Source organism: Streptomyces sp. NPDC093510 (genome assembly GCF_040683555.1).
Classification (GTDB): Bacteria; Actinomycetota; Actinomycetes; order Streptomycetales; family Streptomycetaceae; genus Streptomyces.
The window spans coordinates 222,986-240,320 of record NZ_JBFBEE010000015.1 but is presented as its reverse complement, the minus strand read 5'-3'; the positions used below and the strand labels follow the sequence as shown (position 1 = coordinate 240,320).

Below are 17,335 nucleotides of genomic sequence, written 5' to 3'. Positions count from 1 at the left end.
CCGGGCATTTTCCGTGCCCCGGTACCCCCGGGCCGCCTGGTCGTGCGGGCGGCCGGAACATGGGCCGGGCGAGGCGTCCGGGCGGACAACGTGTGAGGGCTGGCGTGTCCCGGGTGTGGGTTCTTCGGGGCTTCGTAGCTTCGGGGGGTGAATGCATACGGCGGTTCTGGTCTGGGGTTCGCGGTTCGGTGTGTGGCTGGTGTTGTGGGGGTGGGGCTCTGCGTTTCTGTCGCTTCGGGGGCAGCCGCTGCCAGGGCGGGTAGCGCGGAGGCGGTCGGTGCCAAGGCGGGTGGCGCGGGGGCGGTCGGTGACGTGGCTGTGCAGTTGGTCGCGCTCAATGACCTGCACGGGAATCTGGATCCTGTGGAGGGTCCGGCGGGGGCCGTGCGGCGTGCAGCGTCCGGAGGGGGTGGGCGTGGGGTGCAGGCCGGGGGGATCGGGCAGGTGGCCACGTTGGTGGGGAAGGCTCGGGCGGGGCAGGCGAATTCGCTGACCGTGGCGGCCGGGGACATGATCGGGGGCAGCCCGTTGCTGTCCGCCCTCTTCCATGACGAGCCGACCGTCGAGGCCCTCGAACTGCTCGGGCTCGATGTCAGCTCCGTCGGGAATCACGAGTTCGACGAAGGGCCGCGGGAGCTGGAGCGGATGGTCCGGGGCGGGTGCCATCCCGAGGACGGGTGTGCGCCCGGGGGCGCTTATGACGGTACGGAGTTTCCGTATCTCGCGGCCAATGTGACGCGTAAGGGGAGCAGCGAGCCGCTGCTGCGGCCGTACAGCGTCAAGACACTGCCCGGTGGGCAGCGGATCGGGTTCATCGGACTCGTCACCAAGGACGCGCCCCAGGCGATCAACGCCTCGCAGGTCCGTGACGTGGAGTTCCATGACGAGGTGCCCGTCGTCAAGCGTTACTCGGAGGTGCTGAAGCGGCAGGGCGTCGAGGCTCAGGTGCTTCTCGTTCACGAGGGCGAGGCCTCGAACGGGGTGGCCGGGAGCGGTGACTGCGATGCCGACGGGCCCGGGTCACGGCTGCGCGGGCGGATCAAGGGGATCGCCGAGCGGACGCCGAGCGCGGTGGACCTCATCGTCAGCGGTCACTCGCACGACTCGTACGAGTGCACGGTCGACGACCCGGCCGGCAAGCCCCGGTCGGTCACGCAGGCAGACTCCTTCGGGCGGTCGTTCACCGATCTGCGCTTCCGGCTGGGCGAGGGCGGGGACGTCGTCCGGGGGTCGGTCAAGGCGGTGAACCGTGTGGTGCCCGTCGGCACGCCGAAGCAGCCCGCGATGAGCAGGCTCGTGGAGACCTGGCGCGAGCGTTCCGCGAAGGTCGCCGACCGGACGGTGGGGTACATCTCCGCCGACCTGCCCGGCCGCGGTTCGACGAAGAAGGAGACCCCGCTCGGCAGTCTGCTCGCCGACGCCCAGAAGGAGGCGACCCGCGGCCACGGGGCCGACCTGGCTCTCCTCAACCCGGGAGGCATGCGCGCCGACCTCGTGCACAAGGGCGACGGGGCGGTCACCTACGCCGACGCGTTCCGCACGCAGCCCTTCGGAACACCGCTGGTGACGATGACACTCACCGGGGCGCAGCTCATCGCCGTACTGAAGGAGCAGTTCAGCGGCGGTAATGCCGAGGAGCCGCGATTTCTGCAGCTGTCATCGGGGCTCAAGTACTCGGTCGACATGAGCCGTTCCGGTGCAGCGCGGGTGCTGACGGAGACCGTACAGGTGAAGGGTGACCGCGTACGGGCCGCCGAGACGTACCGCGTGACCGTGAACGACTTCCTCGCCAACGGAGGCAACGGCTTCACCACGTTCAGAGAGGGGACGGACCGGGACGGGGGTGAGGTGACCGATCTCGACGCGCTGGTCCAGTACTTGGAGAAGAACTCCGGGCCCGGGTCTCCTCTAGATCCGCCCTCGGCCGGTCGGATCAGCTTCCTCAAGGAGTAGGGAAGAAAGCAGAAGCTCCGTCGTGGGGTGATGGCCGCGGCGTAGGCTTCCGTCATGGAGCCGGAGACGCAGGACTTGGCGTACGGGCTCGGCGAGGGGTCGTTCCGTAGGAGGGACCCCTATCTCTGAGGAGAGTGGCATGACGCCCCAACAGCAGCTGGCCGATGTCTTCGTGGCCTTGGCCGGCAGCTCGACGGAAGGCCTGCCGGACGTCCCCGGCACCCTCGCGGTCCTGGCGGGCCACAGTCCGTATCTGCTCGGCGTGCAGGCCGCTTCCGTCGTGTACGTTCCCGGCGGGCGCGCGGAGACGCAGGTCAGCGGCTCCGATCCCGAGGTGGCCCGCTTGGAGCGGGAAGCGGTCGGCTGGCGCGAGGGTCCGGGTCATGTGGCGTCCGTCGCCGCCCCGCAGCTCCCTGCGCCCCCTCAGTTCCCTGCCGCTTCTTCTGACTCTGCCGCCTCTTCTGGCTCTGCCGCTCCTTCTGGCTCCTCCAGTTCTTCTGGCTCCTCCAGTTCTTCTGGCTCCTCCAGTTCTTCTGGCTCCTCCAGTTCTTCTGGCTCCGTCGCTTCTCCCGCGGTTACCGCGCGCCTCGACCGGGGCCCGGCGAGGCGGCACTGGCCGCGCTACGCCCCGAGGGCCCTCGATCTCGGCTACACCCATGTGGTCGCCCTTCCGCTACGCGTGTCCACCCGGACCCTCGGCGCGCTCGTCCTGTTCTCCGGGGGCGGGGCGGGGGGAGGGGCGGAAGGGGCCGGGGACGTCTTCTTGCCGTGCACGCTCACGCTCGGCCAGTCGATGGCCGACTTCACCGCCGTCACGCTGCATCGTGCGCGCGAGGCCGAGAACAGCCGGGCGCTCGCCGGTCAGTTGGAGCGGGCGCTGGCCAGCCGCGTGGTCATCGAGCAGGCCAAGGGCGTGCTCGCGGCGCGCAGGTCGATGACCGTGGACGACGCCTTCGACGCGCTGCGCGCGCATGCGCGTTCGCACCGGCGGTTGCTGCACGACGTCGCACGCGAGGTGGTCGAGGGGCGCGCCGCACCTGAGCTGACCGACCCGGGGCCGGGTGGGTAGAACGGGCTGGGTGGGCCGAACGGGCTGGGTGGGCCGGGCGGGTAGGACGGGCCGGGCGGGCCGAGCGGGCTGGGTGGGCCGAGCGCGCTGGGTGGGCCGGGCGGGTCAGGCGGGCTGGGTGGGCCAGGCAGGCTGAGTAGGTCGGGCGGGTTGGGCGGGCCGGGCAGGCCAGGCGGGTCGGCCGGGCCGAGCGGGCAGGCAGGCCGGGCGGGCCAGACAGCCGGGCGGGCCAGACAGCCGGGCGGGCCAGACAGCCGGGCGGGCCAGACAGCCGAGCGGGCCAGGCGGGCCAGACAGCCGAGCGGGCCAGACAGCCGAGCGGGCCAGACAGGCCGAGCGGGCCAGACAGGCCGAGCGGGCCAGACAGGCCGAGCGGGCCAGACAGGCCGAGCGGGCCAGACAGGCCGAGTGGGCCGGGCGGGCCTGCCGATTGACGTGGAGGTAGGACGATTGACGTGGGGGTCGGGCCGGGGCGGCAGCGGGACGTCAGCGGCGCGGCAGCGGAACGTGAGCGGTGGCGGTCAGAGTAGTGAATGTCAGCAGGTCAGGCGCTGGTTGTCACAGACCGGACAGCCGCCGCGCCATCACTCACGGGGGAAATCCCATGCGTACGTTCCGCAGCCGCACCACCGTCCTCGCCGCCACCGGCGCAGCCGTCTTCGCTCTGTCCCTCACCGCCTGCGGCGGGGGCGACACCGACACGAAGTCCGCCGGCTCGTCGGCCACCGAGCGCACCGTCTCGGTCGGCCACGCCAAGTCCAACGGATCGGTGAACGGCTCGGGGAAGGGCTCGGGGAACGGCTCGGGGAACGGCTCGGGGAAGGGCGAGCCGTCCGCGGAGGCCACCATCGCCGCCGGAAAGCGCGCCGCCGCGGCCGCCCCCCTCTGCACCACCAAGGACGTCCGCATCAGCGCCGCGCAGCACGGCGGCCCGCCGTACACCCACATCGTGCTGACCGCGAAGAACACCTCGGGCCACAGCTGCACGATGTCCGGCTTCCCGGAGATCCAGTTCCTGGAGAGCCACAAGCAGAACGTGCCCGCCGTCGCCAAGAGCAAGCCCGCCGCCCCCGTGGTCCTGAAGGCCGGCGCCCCCGCGTACGCGCTGGTCAAGGTCTCCGACGGCGGTGTCGACGAGAACAACGAGCCCGTCTCCGCCTTCTCGGTGACCCTTCAGGGCGGCGGTGGCATGGCCGCCGTCACGGCCCCTGGCAGCGGCGGCATCGCCGTCGACCCGGCGAAGGCGCTGACCGGCTTCTGGACGTACGAGCTGCGCAACGGCGCCGACGACTTCTGAGCACGTCACCTGGTGCGGAGGTGCCACATGGCCAGCTCGTCGTCGTGTGCGCGCAGGCTGGCCACGGCCTCCGGCAAGGTGCGGCGCTCGGTCAGTTCGTAGAAGAGGAAGAGGGGCGCGAAGAGGCTCGCGTAGCCGAACGGGGCGCCCCTCGGGGCGACACAGGCACTCGCTCCCGCGTCGAGGAACGCGTCGACGAGGGCAGGGTCGCCCGTGTCGCAGCCGGTCAGGAGGACGACGCTGCCCGGGAGCCGGACGTGCGCCCGCACCTCCGCCGGGCCCATCCCCTCATTGAACGGCTGGAACTCCGCCATTTCCGCGGCGAGTTCGGGGAGGACGATGCGGCCCTCGTCGCCGTGGGAGGCGATGATCACGTAGGGGGCCGCGCCGTGGCCGGTTCCTGCGCTCAGCGCTGTGACGAGGTGGCGGGGCTGGCCCACCCGTACGTAGTTGACCTGTACGCCGAAGGCTTCGAGTGCGCCGCGCAGGGCGCGGGCGTTGCCCTCCTCGACGTCGAGCAGGTCGACCTGGGTCCAGGCGAGACGCCCGGCCTGCACCTCGCGGATGCGGGACGGGCGTTGGGTCGCCAGCCAGCGGGCTTCTGCCGAGCCTTCGGGAGCCACGACCGCGCTCGCTCTCAGTCTCCGTCCGAGCCGCCCGAGCCGGACGAGCCGGACGAGTTGCTGTTTCCGCGGCCGCTCTTCTTGACCGCCGATGAGACCAGTTCCGCGGAGACGACTGTCGCCTTCGCCACGCCCCTGACCCAGCGCGGGCCGCCCCGTGCCGCCCAGACGACCGCCCCCAGGCCCGCCGCCGCGATCAGCACCGCTATGCAGAGCAGCACGATCATCATCGGCTTCCCCCTCACTCGTACGGAGGACGATTTTCTCAGACCCCCTGCGCGGGCGGTGCGTCAGGCGTGTGCGGTGCGTCAGGCGCGTGCGGAGCGTGCGGTGCGTCAGGCGTGTCAGGCCCGGGCCGGGAACCCGTGCCTGCGCGACACGGTCACCACCAGCAGCACCGGTACCAGGAGCAGCAGGATCGTCCAGGGGAAGGACGCCGTGCCGACGAGGCCGAGCAGGATGCCTCCGAAGACGCCGCCGCCCGCCATGGCGACGTTCCACAGGGTGACGAGCATGGCCTGGGCCGCGTCCGCCGCGTCGCCGCCCGCGTCGCCCGCGGCGGTCTGGAGGAGCGTGGGGGCGCCGCCCCAGCCGAGGCCCCACAGCGTCACGGCGGCGTACACGAGTGCCGGGGTGTCCGAGAAGACGGCCAGCAGGGCCGCCGCGACGCCGACCAGGAGCACGCTCGCGAGCGTCAGCGCGCGCAGCCTGCGGTGGATCAGCGCGCCCACGACCCAGATGCCGGCCAGGGACGCCGCGCCGAAGACGAGCAGGACGAGGTCGGTCGAGCCGCCCATGCCGAGTTCGTCGAGGAACGCGGCGATGTACGTGTAGAGGACGGTGTGCGCCAGGACGAAGACCAGGGTGACGAAGAGGACCGGCGTCACGCCCGGCACGCGCAGGGTGCGCAGCATCGGTGTCTTCGCGCCGCCGGGCTCCTGACCGGGGTGGTCGGGGACGAGCGCGGCGATCCAGGCGAGCAGGCCCACGGTGAGGCCGGTCATGGCCAGGAACGCCACCTGCCAGCCCATCACCTTGCCGAGGAACGTGCCGGCGGGGACGCCGAGCGACAGGGCGACCGGGATGCCCGCCATGGCGATGGCGATCGCCTTGCCCTGGAGGTGGGCGGGCGCCATGCGGCGCGCGTACCCGGCGAGCAGCGCCCAGGCGAGCCCCGCGGCGACACCGGCGACGAAACGGGCTGTCATGGTCAGGGTGTAGTTCTCGGAGACGGCGGTGACGGTGTTGGCGGCGGCGAAGCCGGCCATCGCGGCCAGCAGCAGCCGCTTGCGCCGCCAGCCCGCGGTGGCGGCGGTCAGCGGTATCGCCGTGAGCGCGGTGCCGATGGCGTAGACGGTGACGGTCTGCCCGGTCGCCGACTCGCTGACGCCGAGGTCGGCGCTCATCGCGGGCAGCAGCCCCGCGGGCAGCGTCTCGGTGAGGCTGGTGATGAAGACGGCGGTGGCCAGGGCGAGGAGCGCGAGGAGGGGGAGTTTCTGAGCGGGTTCCTCGGGGCGCTCACGGTGTTGGGGGCGGGGGGCTTTTGTGGGGGTGGCCGTGGGGGCTTCTGTGGAGGCTTCTGTGGGGGCGTCTGTAGTGGCATCTGGGGTGGTGCGCAGGGTGGGCATCTCGGACTGTCCTATCGGTATGTCGCGGGGTTACGAGGCGCTTGCGGGTGGTCGGGAAGGGCTTGCGGGGTACGGGAGGTGTGCGGCGTACGAGAGGTATGCGGGGTATGAGAGGCCAGCGCCGCCAGGCGGAGCGCGGCGTCGGCCGTCTCATCGGCGGGGCCTCGACAACGGACCACCGGAGCGATGGAACTGGCGTTCGGGTCGTCGGCCGCGGGGCCGGTGAGGACGACCGAGGCGTCCTCACTCAGGAGCCTCCGGAGTCTCAGGAGCCGCGGCAGCCCGGGGGCGGGTGGCGTGGGTGAGCCGTCGTCGGCGTGGACGAAGAGGAGATCCACGCGGCCGAGTCGCGACCCGATCGCGGGGGCCAGCGCCTCGACGGCCGCGGGGTCCGCGGGGTCGCAGCGGATGACGTGGGCGCAGGAGCCCACCTCGAAGGCGGCCGCGTCGAGGTCCGCCCCGGGGCCGCCGGTCACCAGGACCTCGGCGCCTCCTTCCACGAGCCGCTTGGCGATGGCGAGGCCGAGCCCCGTGGCCCCGCCGACAACCACGGCTTTCCTGCCCGCGTACTTGGGCATGTGCCCCTCCTCCGTCTCGGGTGGTTGCTGACGGGGACGACTCTGCTCGCGACGGCTTCGGGACAGCTGACGGTTGGCTGACGGTTGGCTGATGGTTGGTTGATGGTGCGGCCGGGAGGCGGCGCGGGTACGGCCGGGATGCGGCACGGATGCGGCCGGGATGCGGCCGGGATGCGGCCAGGACGCGGCCGAGTGCCGCCGGGTGCCGCCGGGTGCGGCCGGGACGCGGCCGGGTGCTGCCGAGTGCCGCCGGGTGCGGCCAGGACGCGGCCGGGTGCCGCCGCGATGCGGCGCGGGTGCGACCGGGGTTCTGCCGGGAGGCGGCGCGGGTGCTGCCGGGAGGCGGCACGGGTACGACCGGGATGCGGCCAGGACGCGGCCGGGTGCCGCCGAGTGCGGCCGAGTGCGGCCGAGTGCCGCCGAGTGCCGCCGGGATGCGGCGCGGGTGCGACCGGGGTGCTGCCGGGAGGCGGCCGGGATGCGGCCGGGATGCGGCACGGGTGAGACCGGGGTTCTGCGCGGGTGCTCCCGGGAGGCGGCCGGGGTGCGGGACGGGTGCTGTCGGGGTGCGGGACGGGTGCTGTTGGGAGGTGGCCGGGGTGTGGCGCGGGACCGCTGTGTACGGTGATCCGCATGCGGTTCGGGGTGCTCGGTCCACTGACGGTGTGGGACGGCGAGGGGGAACCGGTCAAGGTTCCCGAGGCGAAGGTCAGAGCGCTCCTCGCCGACCTTCTGGTGCACGAGGGGCGGCCGGTCTCCGCCGACCGGCTCATCGACGACCTGTGGGGCGACGCGCCGCCCGCCAACCCGGCCAACGCCCTCCAGGCCAAGGTCTCCCATCTACGCCGCGCCCTCGGACGTGACCGTGTGGTGCACCAGGCCCCCGGCTACCGCCTCCACGTCGACCCGGCGGCCGGCGACGAGGTGGACGCGGACCGGTTCCGTGCCCTGGTCGTGCAGGCCCGCGGTGTCCCGGACCCTCGGGCGCGGGCCCACCTCCTCACCCAGGCACTGGAGTTGTGGCGCGGCCCCGCCTACGCCGACCTCGCCGACGAGTCCTTCGTACGCCCGACAGCCGACCGGCTCGCTGAGCAGCGCCTCGCCGTGGTGGAGGAGCAGGCGGAGGCGCGCCTCGCGGCGGGCGACCACACGTTGCTCACGGGCGAGTTGGCGGGCCTGGTCGCACGGCACCCCCTGCGGGAGCGGCTCCGCGCCGTGCAGTTGCGCGCGCTATATCTGGCGGGGCGCCAGAGTGAGGCCCTCGCGTCGTACGCGGCGCTGCGCGAACAGCTGTCGGAGGAGCTGGGTCTCGATCCCGGGCCGGAGCTGGTGGCCCTGCACGAGGCGATCCTGCGCCAGGACCCCTCCCTGAGCCCCCGCGCCGAGGCCCGGGCCCAGACCTCGGCCCCAGCACCGGCCCCGGTCGCGGGCCCCGACCTGAGCCCCGCCCGGGACGCCGGTGTCGGCCCGAACCCGGGCCTGGACCTGGCGTCGGGTCCGCCTCCGCTCCCCACCCCCCTCACCACCCTCGTCGGGCGGGAGCAGGCGGTACGGGACATAGGCGAACTCCTCGCCGAGGGGCGGCTGGTGACGCTCACCGGGCCCGGTGGCGTGGGGAAGACGCGCCTCGCGTTGGAGGCCGCGGCCCGGCAGGCGGACGGAGACAGGAACGGGGGAAGGGACGGGAACGAGAACAGGAACGAACAAGGGGGCCGAGCAGAGGGCAGGGAACGGGGCGGGGAACGGGCCGCCGAGGCCCCCGTGGACGTCCGGCTCGTCGAGCTCGCCGCCCTGCCCGGCGGCAGTAGCCTCGCCGGTCTCGCCGTAGCCGTCTCCACGGCCCTCGGGCTCCGCGACGACACACCCCCGGGAACACCCGCCACGGCACACACCGTCACCGCGCCCGCGCCCCCCGACGCCACACCCCCGGGAACCCCCACCACGGGACACACCGTCACCACGCCCCCCGCGCCCCGCGACAACACACCCCCGACGACACCCGCCACGGGACACACCGCCACCACAACCCCCGCGCCCCGCGACGACGAACCCCCGGCAACACCCACCACGGCACACACCGTCACCACGCCCCCTACGCCCCCCGGACCCACCGCACCCCTCACGCCCCCCACACCCCGCGACGACACACCCCCAGGAACCCCCACCGCGGGCCCCTGGGCCGGGCGCCCCGTCGACCGACTGGCCGCCGCCCTGCGTGGCCGCCGTACGCTGCTCGTCCTCGACAACTGCGAGCACGTCGTCGAGGCCGCCGCCGCGCTCACGGACGCCCTGCTGCGCGCGGCGCCCGGCCTGCGTGTCCTGGCCACCGGCCAGGAACCGCTGGGGCTGACGGGCGAGACCGTGTTCCTCGTGGAGCCGCTCCCCGCCCCGGACGCCGTCCGGCTGTTCGCGGCCCGCGCCGCCGCCGCGGCTCCCGGCTTCTCGCTGGCCGCGGGCGGTGACGACGAGGCCGCCGTGGCGGAGATCTGCCGTCGCCTGGACGGCATCCCGCTCGCCCTCGAACTCGCCGCGACACGCGTACGCGCCCTCGGCGTACGGGAGTTGGCGGCGCGGCTCGGCGATCGCTTCCGGCTGCTCGCGTCGGGGCAGCGTGGCGCCCCGGCCCGCCAGCAGACCCTGCGTGCGGTGATCGACTGGAGCTGGGAGCTGCTCAGCGCGCCCGAGCGCATCGTGCTGCGCCGCCTGGCCGTGCACCGCGACGGCTGCACGCTGGACGCGGCGGAGGCGGTCTGCGCGGGCGACGGCGTGCAGCGGGACGAGATAGTGGACGTCGTGACGCGCCTCGTCGACCGGTCGCTGGTCGTCATGGCGCCCGGCCCCGCCGGGACGGCCCCGCGCTACCGGCTCCTGGAGTCCGTGTCCGCGTACGCCATGGAGCGGCTGCGCGAGATGGAGGACCTCGCCGGCGTACGCGAACGCCATCTGCGCCACTATCTCGACCTCGCCGAACGGGCCGAACCGCACCTCCGCGACGGCGGTCAGCGCACATGGCTCGCCCTCCTCGACGCCGAGGCGGCGAATCTTCGCGCGGCGCTGGACGAGGCGGTCCGCAGCGCCTCTGCGCGGGGCACCGGGGAGGACACCGGCCAGGGCATCGGCGAGGGCATCGGCGAGGCGGAGCGGCTCGGTGCCGCCCTCGCCTGGTGGTGGCTGCTGCGCGGCCGCCTGTCCGAGGCACACCGTTCCCTCAGCTCCCTCACCGCCGCGCTCGACGCGGTGGCGGGCGACCCGGCCGAGATCCGCCTGCTGCGGGACGCCTTCGCGTTGCTGACAGGTGAGCGCCCCCGCGGCGTCCGCGGGGCCGAGTCCGGAGACGGAAGGCCGCCGGGCGTACGCGTGCTCTGGCTTTACGCGTACGGGCTGTTCAGCGCGGGTGACCCTGCCGCCAGCGAAGAAGTCAACGCGCGCGTACTCGATCTCGCCGCCGCGTCCGGCGACCGATGGGCCACGGCTGCCGCGCTCGGCCTGCGCGCGATGCACGCGCTGCTCCGCGGCGACCTCGAAACGGTCGAGGGAGCGGGGCGGGGCGCTGCCCAGGGGTTCGGCGAACTCGGCGACCGGTGGGGCGAGTTGCAGGCTGTCGCGCCCCTCGCCGTACTCGCCGAGATCCGGGGCGACCACGACGAGGCCGGCCGCCGCCAGGAGGAGGGCCTGGCCATCGCCCGCGAGCTCGGGCTCCACGCCGAGGTCGCGGCGCGTCTCTCCGGACTCGGCCGTCTCGCCCTGCTCACCCGCGACTGGGAGCGGGCCCGTGAACTGCACGCCGGCGCAGCCGCGTTGGCCGCTCGGCAGGGCTACCGCTACGGCGAGATCCATGCCGAGATGGGCCTCGCCCTCGGGGCCCGACGCTCCGGCGACCTGGCCACCGCCGAAACGCACCTGCTGCGCATCCGCGACCGGCACGCCGACGTGTCCTCCCCGGCGGGCGACCACCTGCACCACGCCGAGATGGGCTTCATCGCCGAGCTGCGCGGCGACGGGCCCGGTGCCGAAGCCCACCATCTCCTCGGGCTCGAGGCCGCCCGCGCACTGGCCGAGCCGCGCGCCGTCGCCCTCTCCCTGGAGGGCCTCGCGGGCGCGGCGGCCGTGTCCGGTGCGGCGGAGCGCGCCGCCCTGCTCCTCGGCGCGGCGGACGCGGCCCGCAGGAGCGTGGGGGCCCCGCTGCCGCCCGCCGAACGCGGCGACGTCGACCGGATCACGGCGGCGGCGCGGGCGGCCCTCGGCGAGAGCGCCTACGCGGAGGCGTTCGCGCGGGGCGCCGAGCTGCCCCCTGAGCGCCTTCCGCACTCCTGAGCGCCTTCCACACCCCTGAGCTTCCGCGCCCCTGATCGCCCTCCGCACCCCTGAGTTTCCGCGCCCCTGAGCGCCTTCCGCACTCCTGAGCGCCGCCCCGTCCCCGCCTCGCCCCGTCGCACAGACCTTCGACTCCTCCCACTCACCCCCGTACAGTGTCAAGATTCCGCATTCCACCCGGGACGCGGGAGCTGGAGATCCACTGAGTGGGGGGCCTGACACATGGCACTGTTCGGAAACGCGCACACCGTCGATCCGATGAAGGCGCAGAACGACTACGCGCGACTGCTCGGCCACGGGGAGCAGGTGCACGCCGCGTACACGCTGATACGCGACACCATGCTGTTCACCGACCGTCGGCTGATCATGGTCGACAAGCAGGGGATCACCGGCAAGAAGGTCGAGTACCACTCGGTGCCGTACCGCAGCATCACGCACTTCGCGGTGGAGACGGCGGGGCACTTCGACCTCGACGCGGAGCTGAAGATCTGGATCTCCTCCAATCCGACGCCGATGCAGAAGACGTTCACGAAGGGCGTCGACATCTACGAGGTGCAGGCGATCCTCACGCAGTTCGTGGCCCGCTGACCGTGCCGTGAACACGCCGTGAACACGCCGTGACGTGTCCCGGTGCGGGCCCCGGACGACCGGGCCGCACCGGGGCCGTACTTGGCAGGCGGATGCCTTCCCTCCCGCTCCCGCGTGTGCTTGCCTGGTGGCCATTTCGGCTGTCTGGGGCGGGAGTTGCCGCATGCGCAAGCGGAAGCGCGGACTTTGGAGCGCGGGGTTACTCGCCGGGGTGCTGTTGCTCGGCGCCTGCGGGGACCCCGGGTCCGGTGACGCGGCACCGGCCGACCTCCCCGACGCGACGGGTCGCGCGGCGCCTCCCGAGCCGTCGGCGCCGCCGTCCGCCACGACGCGGCAGCGTGCCGCCAGGGACGCGCCGGACTCCCCCGGCTCCCCGGACTCCCCTGTCTCCCCTGACTCCCCGGGCAAACCCGGCCCCAGGGTTCTCTATCTCGGCGACTCCCTCGCCATGGAGAACCAGGACGTCCTGGGCGCGCAGCTGAAGGACCGGCTCGGTGCGCGGTATCGCAGCGCGCCCTACTCGGGTACGACCCTCTGCGACTACCTCGACGGCACGGGCAAGGACTCCCTCGTCCCCGACAAGGACAAGGCCGCCGCCCTGGTGCGGGCGCAGCGGCCCGACTACGTAGTCCTCCAGTTCTGGGGCAACGCGTGGGGCTACACGCCGTGCATGGACGGCATCACGTACGACAAGCAGCGCGAGAAGTACTTCGACCGGTACGCGGCGGACGCGCGGCGCCTCGCCTCACAGATCCGGGGCGCGGCGGGTGGGCGGACCCGCGTTGTGTGGGTCCTCCAGGGTCCCGACCCGATCACGCCCGACCGCGTGCGGCGCGTCAACGCGATCTACCAGGCGCAGGCCCGCGCCTCGGGTGGCCTCGTCGCCGACGCGGGCAAGGCGGTGGCGCCGGCGGCGGACCGGTACACGTGGGTGGAGAAGCTCCCTTGCACGGCGTACGAGCGTGAGCACTCCGCGTACTGCACGGAGCCGGGTGCGGGGCTCACGGCTCTCCACCGTGACAAGGACTACCTGCACTTCTGCCTGGCGCCGACCACGGCCAAGTCCCGGCCCTGCCCGGTACGTTCGCCGGGCATCCGGCGCCTGACCTCGGTGATCACCGAGCGGGTCGCGGCAGATCTCCGTTGACGGTGGCGGCGACGAAGTGGGTGAAGGCGGTGTGGGTGACGGTGAAGGTGGGGCCGTTGGGGTTCTTGCTGTCCCGTACGCCGATGGCGCCGTTGCACTGGGCTTGGGCGAGCTCTATGCAGTCGCCGCCGCTGCTGCCGCTGTACGTCGACTTCCACCACGTGGCGCCGCTGAGGGGGGCGCACTCGATGCAGTCGCCGCCGCTCGTCCCGCTGTAGGAAGACTTACGCCACTGTGCGCCCCTCAGGTGCTGCACGCTGTCCATAGCGTTCCTCCATCACGCGAGCGATCAGTTCCGCCGAGCCGCCCGTCGAAAGAGCGCAGCTCTGCAGGCGAGCGTAGCCGACGGAACGCTCCCTGATCACCTGTGAGTTGGCAGTCATGTGCCCGGTGTCGTAGCTCTCCGCATAGAAGAGGTCCGGGTCGTCCTCGAAGCGGAGGAGGTTGAAAGAACCCATCATCCCCGTGTGCTGGCCGACCGAGTAAGGCAATACCTGCACCTGAACCCACGGGTGGTCCCGGAACTCCAGCAGGCGCGCCAGTTGGCCGCGCATGACGTCCTGCCCACCGACCTCCTGGTGCAGGACCGCCTCACCGAGCACCACCCACAGGGCTGGCGGGGTGCCTCGTTCAAGGATGCGCTGCCTCTCCATCCGAGCTGCCACCAACTCGGGTTCTCTGCCGGGGTGATCAACGCCGAGTAGCGCCCGCGCGTACGCCTCCGTCTGCAACAACCCGTACACCAACTGACACTGATACGTGGAGATGAAGCTCGCCTGCGCCTCCATCTCCGCATACGGCTGGAACCACGTCGGCAACTGGCTCCGCAGCACCAGCCCCACCAGCCGCGAGAACAGCCCGTCCGTACCCAGCGCCGCGTCCACCCGCTCCGAGAAGTCCCTCGTCGGGACTCGCCTCGTCGTCTCGATCTGGCCGATCAGGGACGCCGTGACGAAGACACAGGAGCCCAGCTGCGGCTGACTGAGGCCCGCCGCCTCGCGCAGGCGGCGCAGTTCGGCACCGTAGTAGTCCAGCGGGGACGCGCTGGGATCGAGGTCGCGCAGTTTGACCATGTAGCTCAGCGTAGCCATCCGTACGCGCACGGGTGACACGAATCACAGAACAGGTGCCGTCACCCGTTCGGCCCCAGCCCGCTCGCCGCCCCACCGCGGCCGTCACACGCTGTGAACCCCGTCCCCGACAGAACCGACAGAACCGACAGAAGATAGGGGTGGACCATGAGCAGCACCGCCGCACCCGGCGACCACCGCCCCGGTGGAGCCGCGCCGCACGAGCCGCACCACAAGCACGCCACTACCGAGTCCCCGTGGGCGTCCGGCGGGACGATGTTCGCCGGGGTCCTGATGATGGTGAACGGCATCCTCGGGATCTTCGAGGGCATCGCGGGCATCGCGAAGGACGACGTCTACGAACGCATCGGGGACTACGTCTACAAGTTCAACCTCACCACGTGGGGCTGGATTCACCTCATCCTCGGCATCCTCGTGGCCGTCGTCGGCTGGGGAATCCTGAAGGGCGCGAGCTGGGCGAAGGCGAGCGGCGTCGCACTCGCGGCGCTGGCCATCGTGGCGCAGTTCCTGTGGCTGCCGTACACGCCGGTCTGGGCGCTCATCTCCATCGCGATCGGCGTCTTCGTGATCTGGGCGCTGTGCAACGACCGCTCGGACGTGGCCGGCCCCTGACGGCCCCTGACGGCCTCAGAACGGCGCAGGGCCGCCGTTCGCCGCGACCGTGTCGCGCACCGCCCGGACGAACGCCTCCGTCCGGGCGCTGACGCCCGCCGTCCGGTGGATCAGCGCCACATCCGCGGACGGCACGTCCCGTAGGGGCACGAAGGTGACGTCGGGGCGCGCGTAGTACTTCTCGACGGAGGCGACGACCGGGGAGATGCCCTGGCCCGTCGCGACCAGGGTCATCAGTTCCTGGAAGGACGCGACGGCCTGCCCGCGGCGGATCTCGCGGCCGCTCGGCGTGCGCGGCGGCACGTGGAAGTCCCACCAGTACGCGGGCGCGCCGTTCACGACGCCGAAGAACGTCTCGCCCGCCAGCTCCTCCAGGGAGACCGAGGTGCGGCCGGCGAGCGGGTGGCCGAGCGGCATCGCCAGCATGCGCGCCTCGTTGATGACGACGGGGCCGACCGTCAGGTCCGGCTCCTTGACCGGCAGGCAGGTGAAGAGCAGGTCGATCTCGCCGTCGCGCAGCGCACCCAGGGGGTTCTGATACTGGGTCTCCCGCATCCGGACCTCGACGTTCGGGCAGCGCTCCCGGTACGTCGCCAGGACGGGGCCCGTCAGCGTGCCCGCGCCCGAGCCGAGGAAGCCGACGTTCAGCTCGCCATCGACACCCCGCGCCGTGTCCTTCGCGCGGGCCACGGCCGCCTCCATCCGTTCGTGGAGCGGCGCGAGATCCTCGTACAGCTGACGGCCCAGCGGGGACATCCGCACCACGCGGCTGGTGCGTTCGAAGAGCGGGGCGCCGATCTTGCGCTCCAGCTTCTTCACGGTCTGGCTCACCCGGGCCTGGGAGAGCAGGAGACGCTCCGCTGTGCGGCCGAAATGCAGCTCCTCGGCCAGGGTCAAGAAGGTCTCCAGCTCTTGCCGCTCCACCGCATACCCCCAGTGACCTGCATCGATAAGCCTGCGCGTGTCGATCGTTCCACAGATCGCCGTTGATGGTCGATCGCGTTCGGCGGATCTTTGAGGAGTCAGGACGGCGACCCGCCGGACGGGCGCCTTCCACCTCAACTCCCCGGAGACTTCGATGATTTCGCGTACCCGCACGTCCCTTGCCGTCACCGCCGCACTCGCCCTGACCGCGGGTCTCGCCGTCACCGGCGCCCAGGCCTCGTCCCCCGCCCACCGCGATGAGAAGCCTTCCTGGACCGCCGCCTGGGCGAGCGCCCCGCAGCGGCCCAGCACCGGCTTCAAGCCCAACTGGTCGGAGGCGGGCTTCGACGGCCAGACGCTGCGGCAGGTCGTCCGCGTCACCGAGGGCGGCGACCGGGCCAGAATCCGGCTCTCCAACGCGTACGGCAGCTCGCCGCTGCGGATCGAGAGCGCCACCATCGCCCGTGCGGAGAAGGGCGCGGCGGTGGAGAAGGGGTCGGTGCGGCGGCTCACCTTCGGCGGGAAGCGGGGCGTGACGATACCCGCGTACGGGCAACTGTCCAGTGACGCCGCCGGGTTGGACCTCGACGCCTTCGAGTCCGTCACCGTCACCCTGCACCTCGCGGGGACCACGGGCCCCGCCACCTTCCACGCCCAGTCGTTCGCGACCAGCTACCGGGCGGACGGCGACCACTCCGCCGACACCGCGGGCCGCGCCTTCGGCGAGTCGACCGAGTCCTGGTACTACCTCGCGGGCGTGGACGTCGACGGCTCGCCCGACGAGGCGCGGCAGCGGCAGCCCCGCGACGGTGTCGTCCTCTTCGGCGACTCCATCACCGACGGCTTCGCCTCCTCCACCGACCGGAACCGCCGCTGGTCCGACGCTCTCGCCGAACGCCTCGACAAGGCGGGGAAGCCGAGGCCCGTCCTCAACTCCGGCATCGGCGGCAACATGGTCCTCAACGACTCGGCCTGGTACGGCGAGAAGAGCGCCAACCGTTTCGCCCGGGACGCCCTCGACCTGCCGGGCGTCGGCACGGTCGTCGTCCTCGAAGGCCTCAACGACATCGGCTTCAGCGAGACCGACAAGCCCACCTACAAGCCCGCCCCCGTCGTCTCCGCCCGCGAACTCATCAATGGCCATCGCGAGTTGATACGTCAGGCCCGGGCGAAGGGCGTCAGGGTCGTCGGCGCCACCCTGCTCCCCCTCGGCGGCTCCGACCACTACGGGAAGCACGCGGCCGCCGTGAGCGACGAGTTCAACGACTGGGTGCGGACGTCCGGCGAGTACGACGCGTACGTCGACTTCGACAAGGCCCTCGCCGACCCGAAGGACCCGGAGCGGATCGCCCCCGCGTACGACAGCGGCGACCACCTCCACCCCAACGACGCCGGCTACCGGGCGATGGCCCGCGCGGTGGACCTCAAGACGCTGTGATGAGCACCGTCAACGCCGTCGACGCCGTCGACGCCGTCGAGACGGCCGGGCCCGCGCGGCCGGGCAGCGGCAA

General features: G+C 72.6%; 15 protein-coding genes. 8 read left to right on the top strand and 7 right to left on the bottom strand.

Translation table 11 applies throughout. The annotated features are described in order from the left end of the window. Nucleotides 1-147: 147 nt before the first annotated feature. From AB0N81_RS25265 to AB0N81_RS25255, 3 genes are all read left to right on the top strand, one after another. A complete protein-coding gene (locus AB0N81_RS25265; protein ID WP_365362035.1) occupies nucleotides 148-1,953 on the top strand; it encodes a bifunctional metallophosphatase/5'-nucleotidase in 1,806 nt (601 codons plus the stop codon). Between the two features lie 139 nt (nucleotides 1,954-2,092). Further along, nucleotides 2,093-3,022, top strand: a complete 930-nt coding sequence (locus AB0N81_RS25260; RefSeq protein WP_365362033.1) for an ANTAR domain-containing protein — start codon at nucleotides 2,093-2,095, stop codon at nucleotides 3,020-3,022. A 604-nt stretch (nucleotides 3,023-3,626) separates the two neighbouring features. Further along, complete coding sequence (locus AB0N81_RS25255; RefSeq protein WP_365362031.1) at nucleotides 3,627-4,319, top strand: DUF4232 domain-containing protein; 693 nt, start codon at nucleotides 3,627-3,629, stop codon at nucleotides 4,317-4,319. 5 nt (nucleotides 4,320-4,324) lie between these two features. Here the strand turns inward: AB0N81_RS25255 and AB0N81_RS25250 are convergent, their stop codons facing one another. The 4 genes from AB0N81_RS25250 to AB0N81_RS25235 form a co-directional block, all read right to left on the bottom strand. Continuing rightward, on the bottom strand, nucleotides 4,325-4,942 hold the full coding sequence (locus AB0N81_RS25250) for a hypothetical protein (protein ID WP_365362029.1): 618 nt from the start codon (nucleotides 4,940-4,942) through the stop codon (nucleotides 4,325-4,327). A 14-nt stretch (nucleotides 4,943-4,956) separates the two neighbouring features. Continuing rightward, entirely contained in the window at nucleotides 4,957-5,172 is a 216-nt protein-coding gene (locus AB0N81_RS25245) for a hypothetical protein (RefSeq protein WP_365362027.1), read from the bottom strand. 114 nt (nucleotides 5,173-5,286) lie between these two features. Further along, nucleotides 5,287-6,570 (bottom strand): MFS transporter, encoded by a 1,284-nt coding sequence (locus tag AB0N81_RS25240; RefSeq protein WP_365362025.1) that lies wholly within the window; start codon nucleotides 6,568-6,570, stop codon nucleotides 5,287-5,289. A gap of 11 nt (nucleotides 6,571-6,581) precedes the next feature. Beyond that, nucleotides 6,582-7,148, bottom strand: coding sequence for an SDR family NAD(P)-dependent oxidoreductase (locus AB0N81_RS25235; RefSeq protein WP_365362023.1), 567 nt, complete (start codon nucleotides 7,146-7,148; stop codon nucleotides 6,582-6,584). Between the two features lie 633 nt (nucleotides 7,149-7,781). Between AB0N81_RS25235 and AB0N81_RS25230 the strand changes: the two genes are divergently transcribed. From AB0N81_RS25230 to AB0N81_RS25220, 3 genes are all read left to right on the top strand, one after another. After that, on the top strand, nucleotides 7,782-11,462 hold the full coding sequence (locus tag AB0N81_RS25230) for a BTAD domain-containing putative transcriptional regulator (protein WP_365362021.1): 3,681 nt from the start codon (nucleotides 7,782-7,784) through the stop codon (nucleotides 11,460-11,462). A gap of 222 nt (nucleotides 11,463-11,684) precedes the next feature. Beyond that, nucleotides 11,685-12,050: a PH domain-containing protein gene (locus AB0N81_RS25225; protein ID WP_365362018.1), complete on the top strand. Its 366-nt coding sequence runs from the start codon at nucleotides 11,685-11,687 to the stop codon at nucleotides 12,048-12,050. Nucleotides 12,051-12,213: 163 nt separating this feature from the next. Beyond that, complete coding sequence (locus AB0N81_RS25220) at nucleotides 12,214-13,197, top strand: SGNH/GDSL hydrolase family protein (RefSeq protein ID WP_365362016.1); 984 nt, start codon at nucleotides 12,214-12,216, stop codon at nucleotides 13,195-13,197. On the opposite strand, the gene AB0N81_RS25215 is transcribed toward AB0N81_RS25220, so the two are convergent. Then, nucleotides 13,166-13,462, bottom strand: a complete 297-nt coding sequence (locus tag AB0N81_RS25215) for a DUF397 domain-containing protein (RefSeq protein WP_365362014.1) — start codon at nucleotides 13,460-13,462, stop codon at nucleotides 13,166-13,168. The two genes, AB0N81_RS25220 and AB0N81_RS25215, sit on opposite strands and share 32 nt — an antisense overlap. Further along, nucleotides 13,422-14,270 (bottom strand): helix-turn-helix transcriptional regulator, encoded by an 849-nt coding sequence (locus AB0N81_RS25210; RefSeq protein WP_365362012.1) that lies wholly within the window; start codon nucleotides 14,268-14,270, stop codon nucleotides 13,422-13,424. Before AB0N81_RS25210 ends, AB0N81_RS25215 begins: the two co-directional genes overlap by 41 nt. Nucleotides 14,271-14,543: 273 nt before the next feature. Here AB0N81_RS25210 and AB0N81_RS25205 point away from each other — a divergent pair, with 273 nt between their 5' ends. Then, nucleotides 14,544-14,900 (top strand): hypothetical protein, encoded by a 357-nt coding sequence (locus AB0N81_RS25205; protein ID WP_365362080.1) that lies wholly within the window; start codon nucleotides 14,544-14,546, stop codon nucleotides 14,898-14,900. Nucleotides 14,901-14,915: 15 nt separating this feature from the next. On the opposite strand, the gene AB0N81_RS25200 is transcribed toward AB0N81_RS25205, so the two are convergent. Continuing rightward, nucleotides 14,916-15,824, bottom strand: a complete 909-nt coding sequence (locus AB0N81_RS25200) for a LysR substrate-binding domain-containing protein (protein WP_365362010.1) — start codon at nucleotides 15,822-15,824, stop codon at nucleotides 14,916-14,918. Between the two features lie 154 nt (nucleotides 15,825-15,978). Here AB0N81_RS25200 and AB0N81_RS25195 point away from each other — a divergent pair, with 154 nt between their 5' ends. Continuing rightward, complete coding sequence (locus tag AB0N81_RS25195) at nucleotides 15,979-17,262, top strand: SGNH/GDSL hydrolase family protein (protein ID WP_365362007.1); 1,284 nt, start codon at nucleotides 15,979-15,981, stop codon at nucleotides 17,260-17,262. The last annotated feature ends 73 nt before the right edge of the window (nucleotides 17,263-17,335 follow it).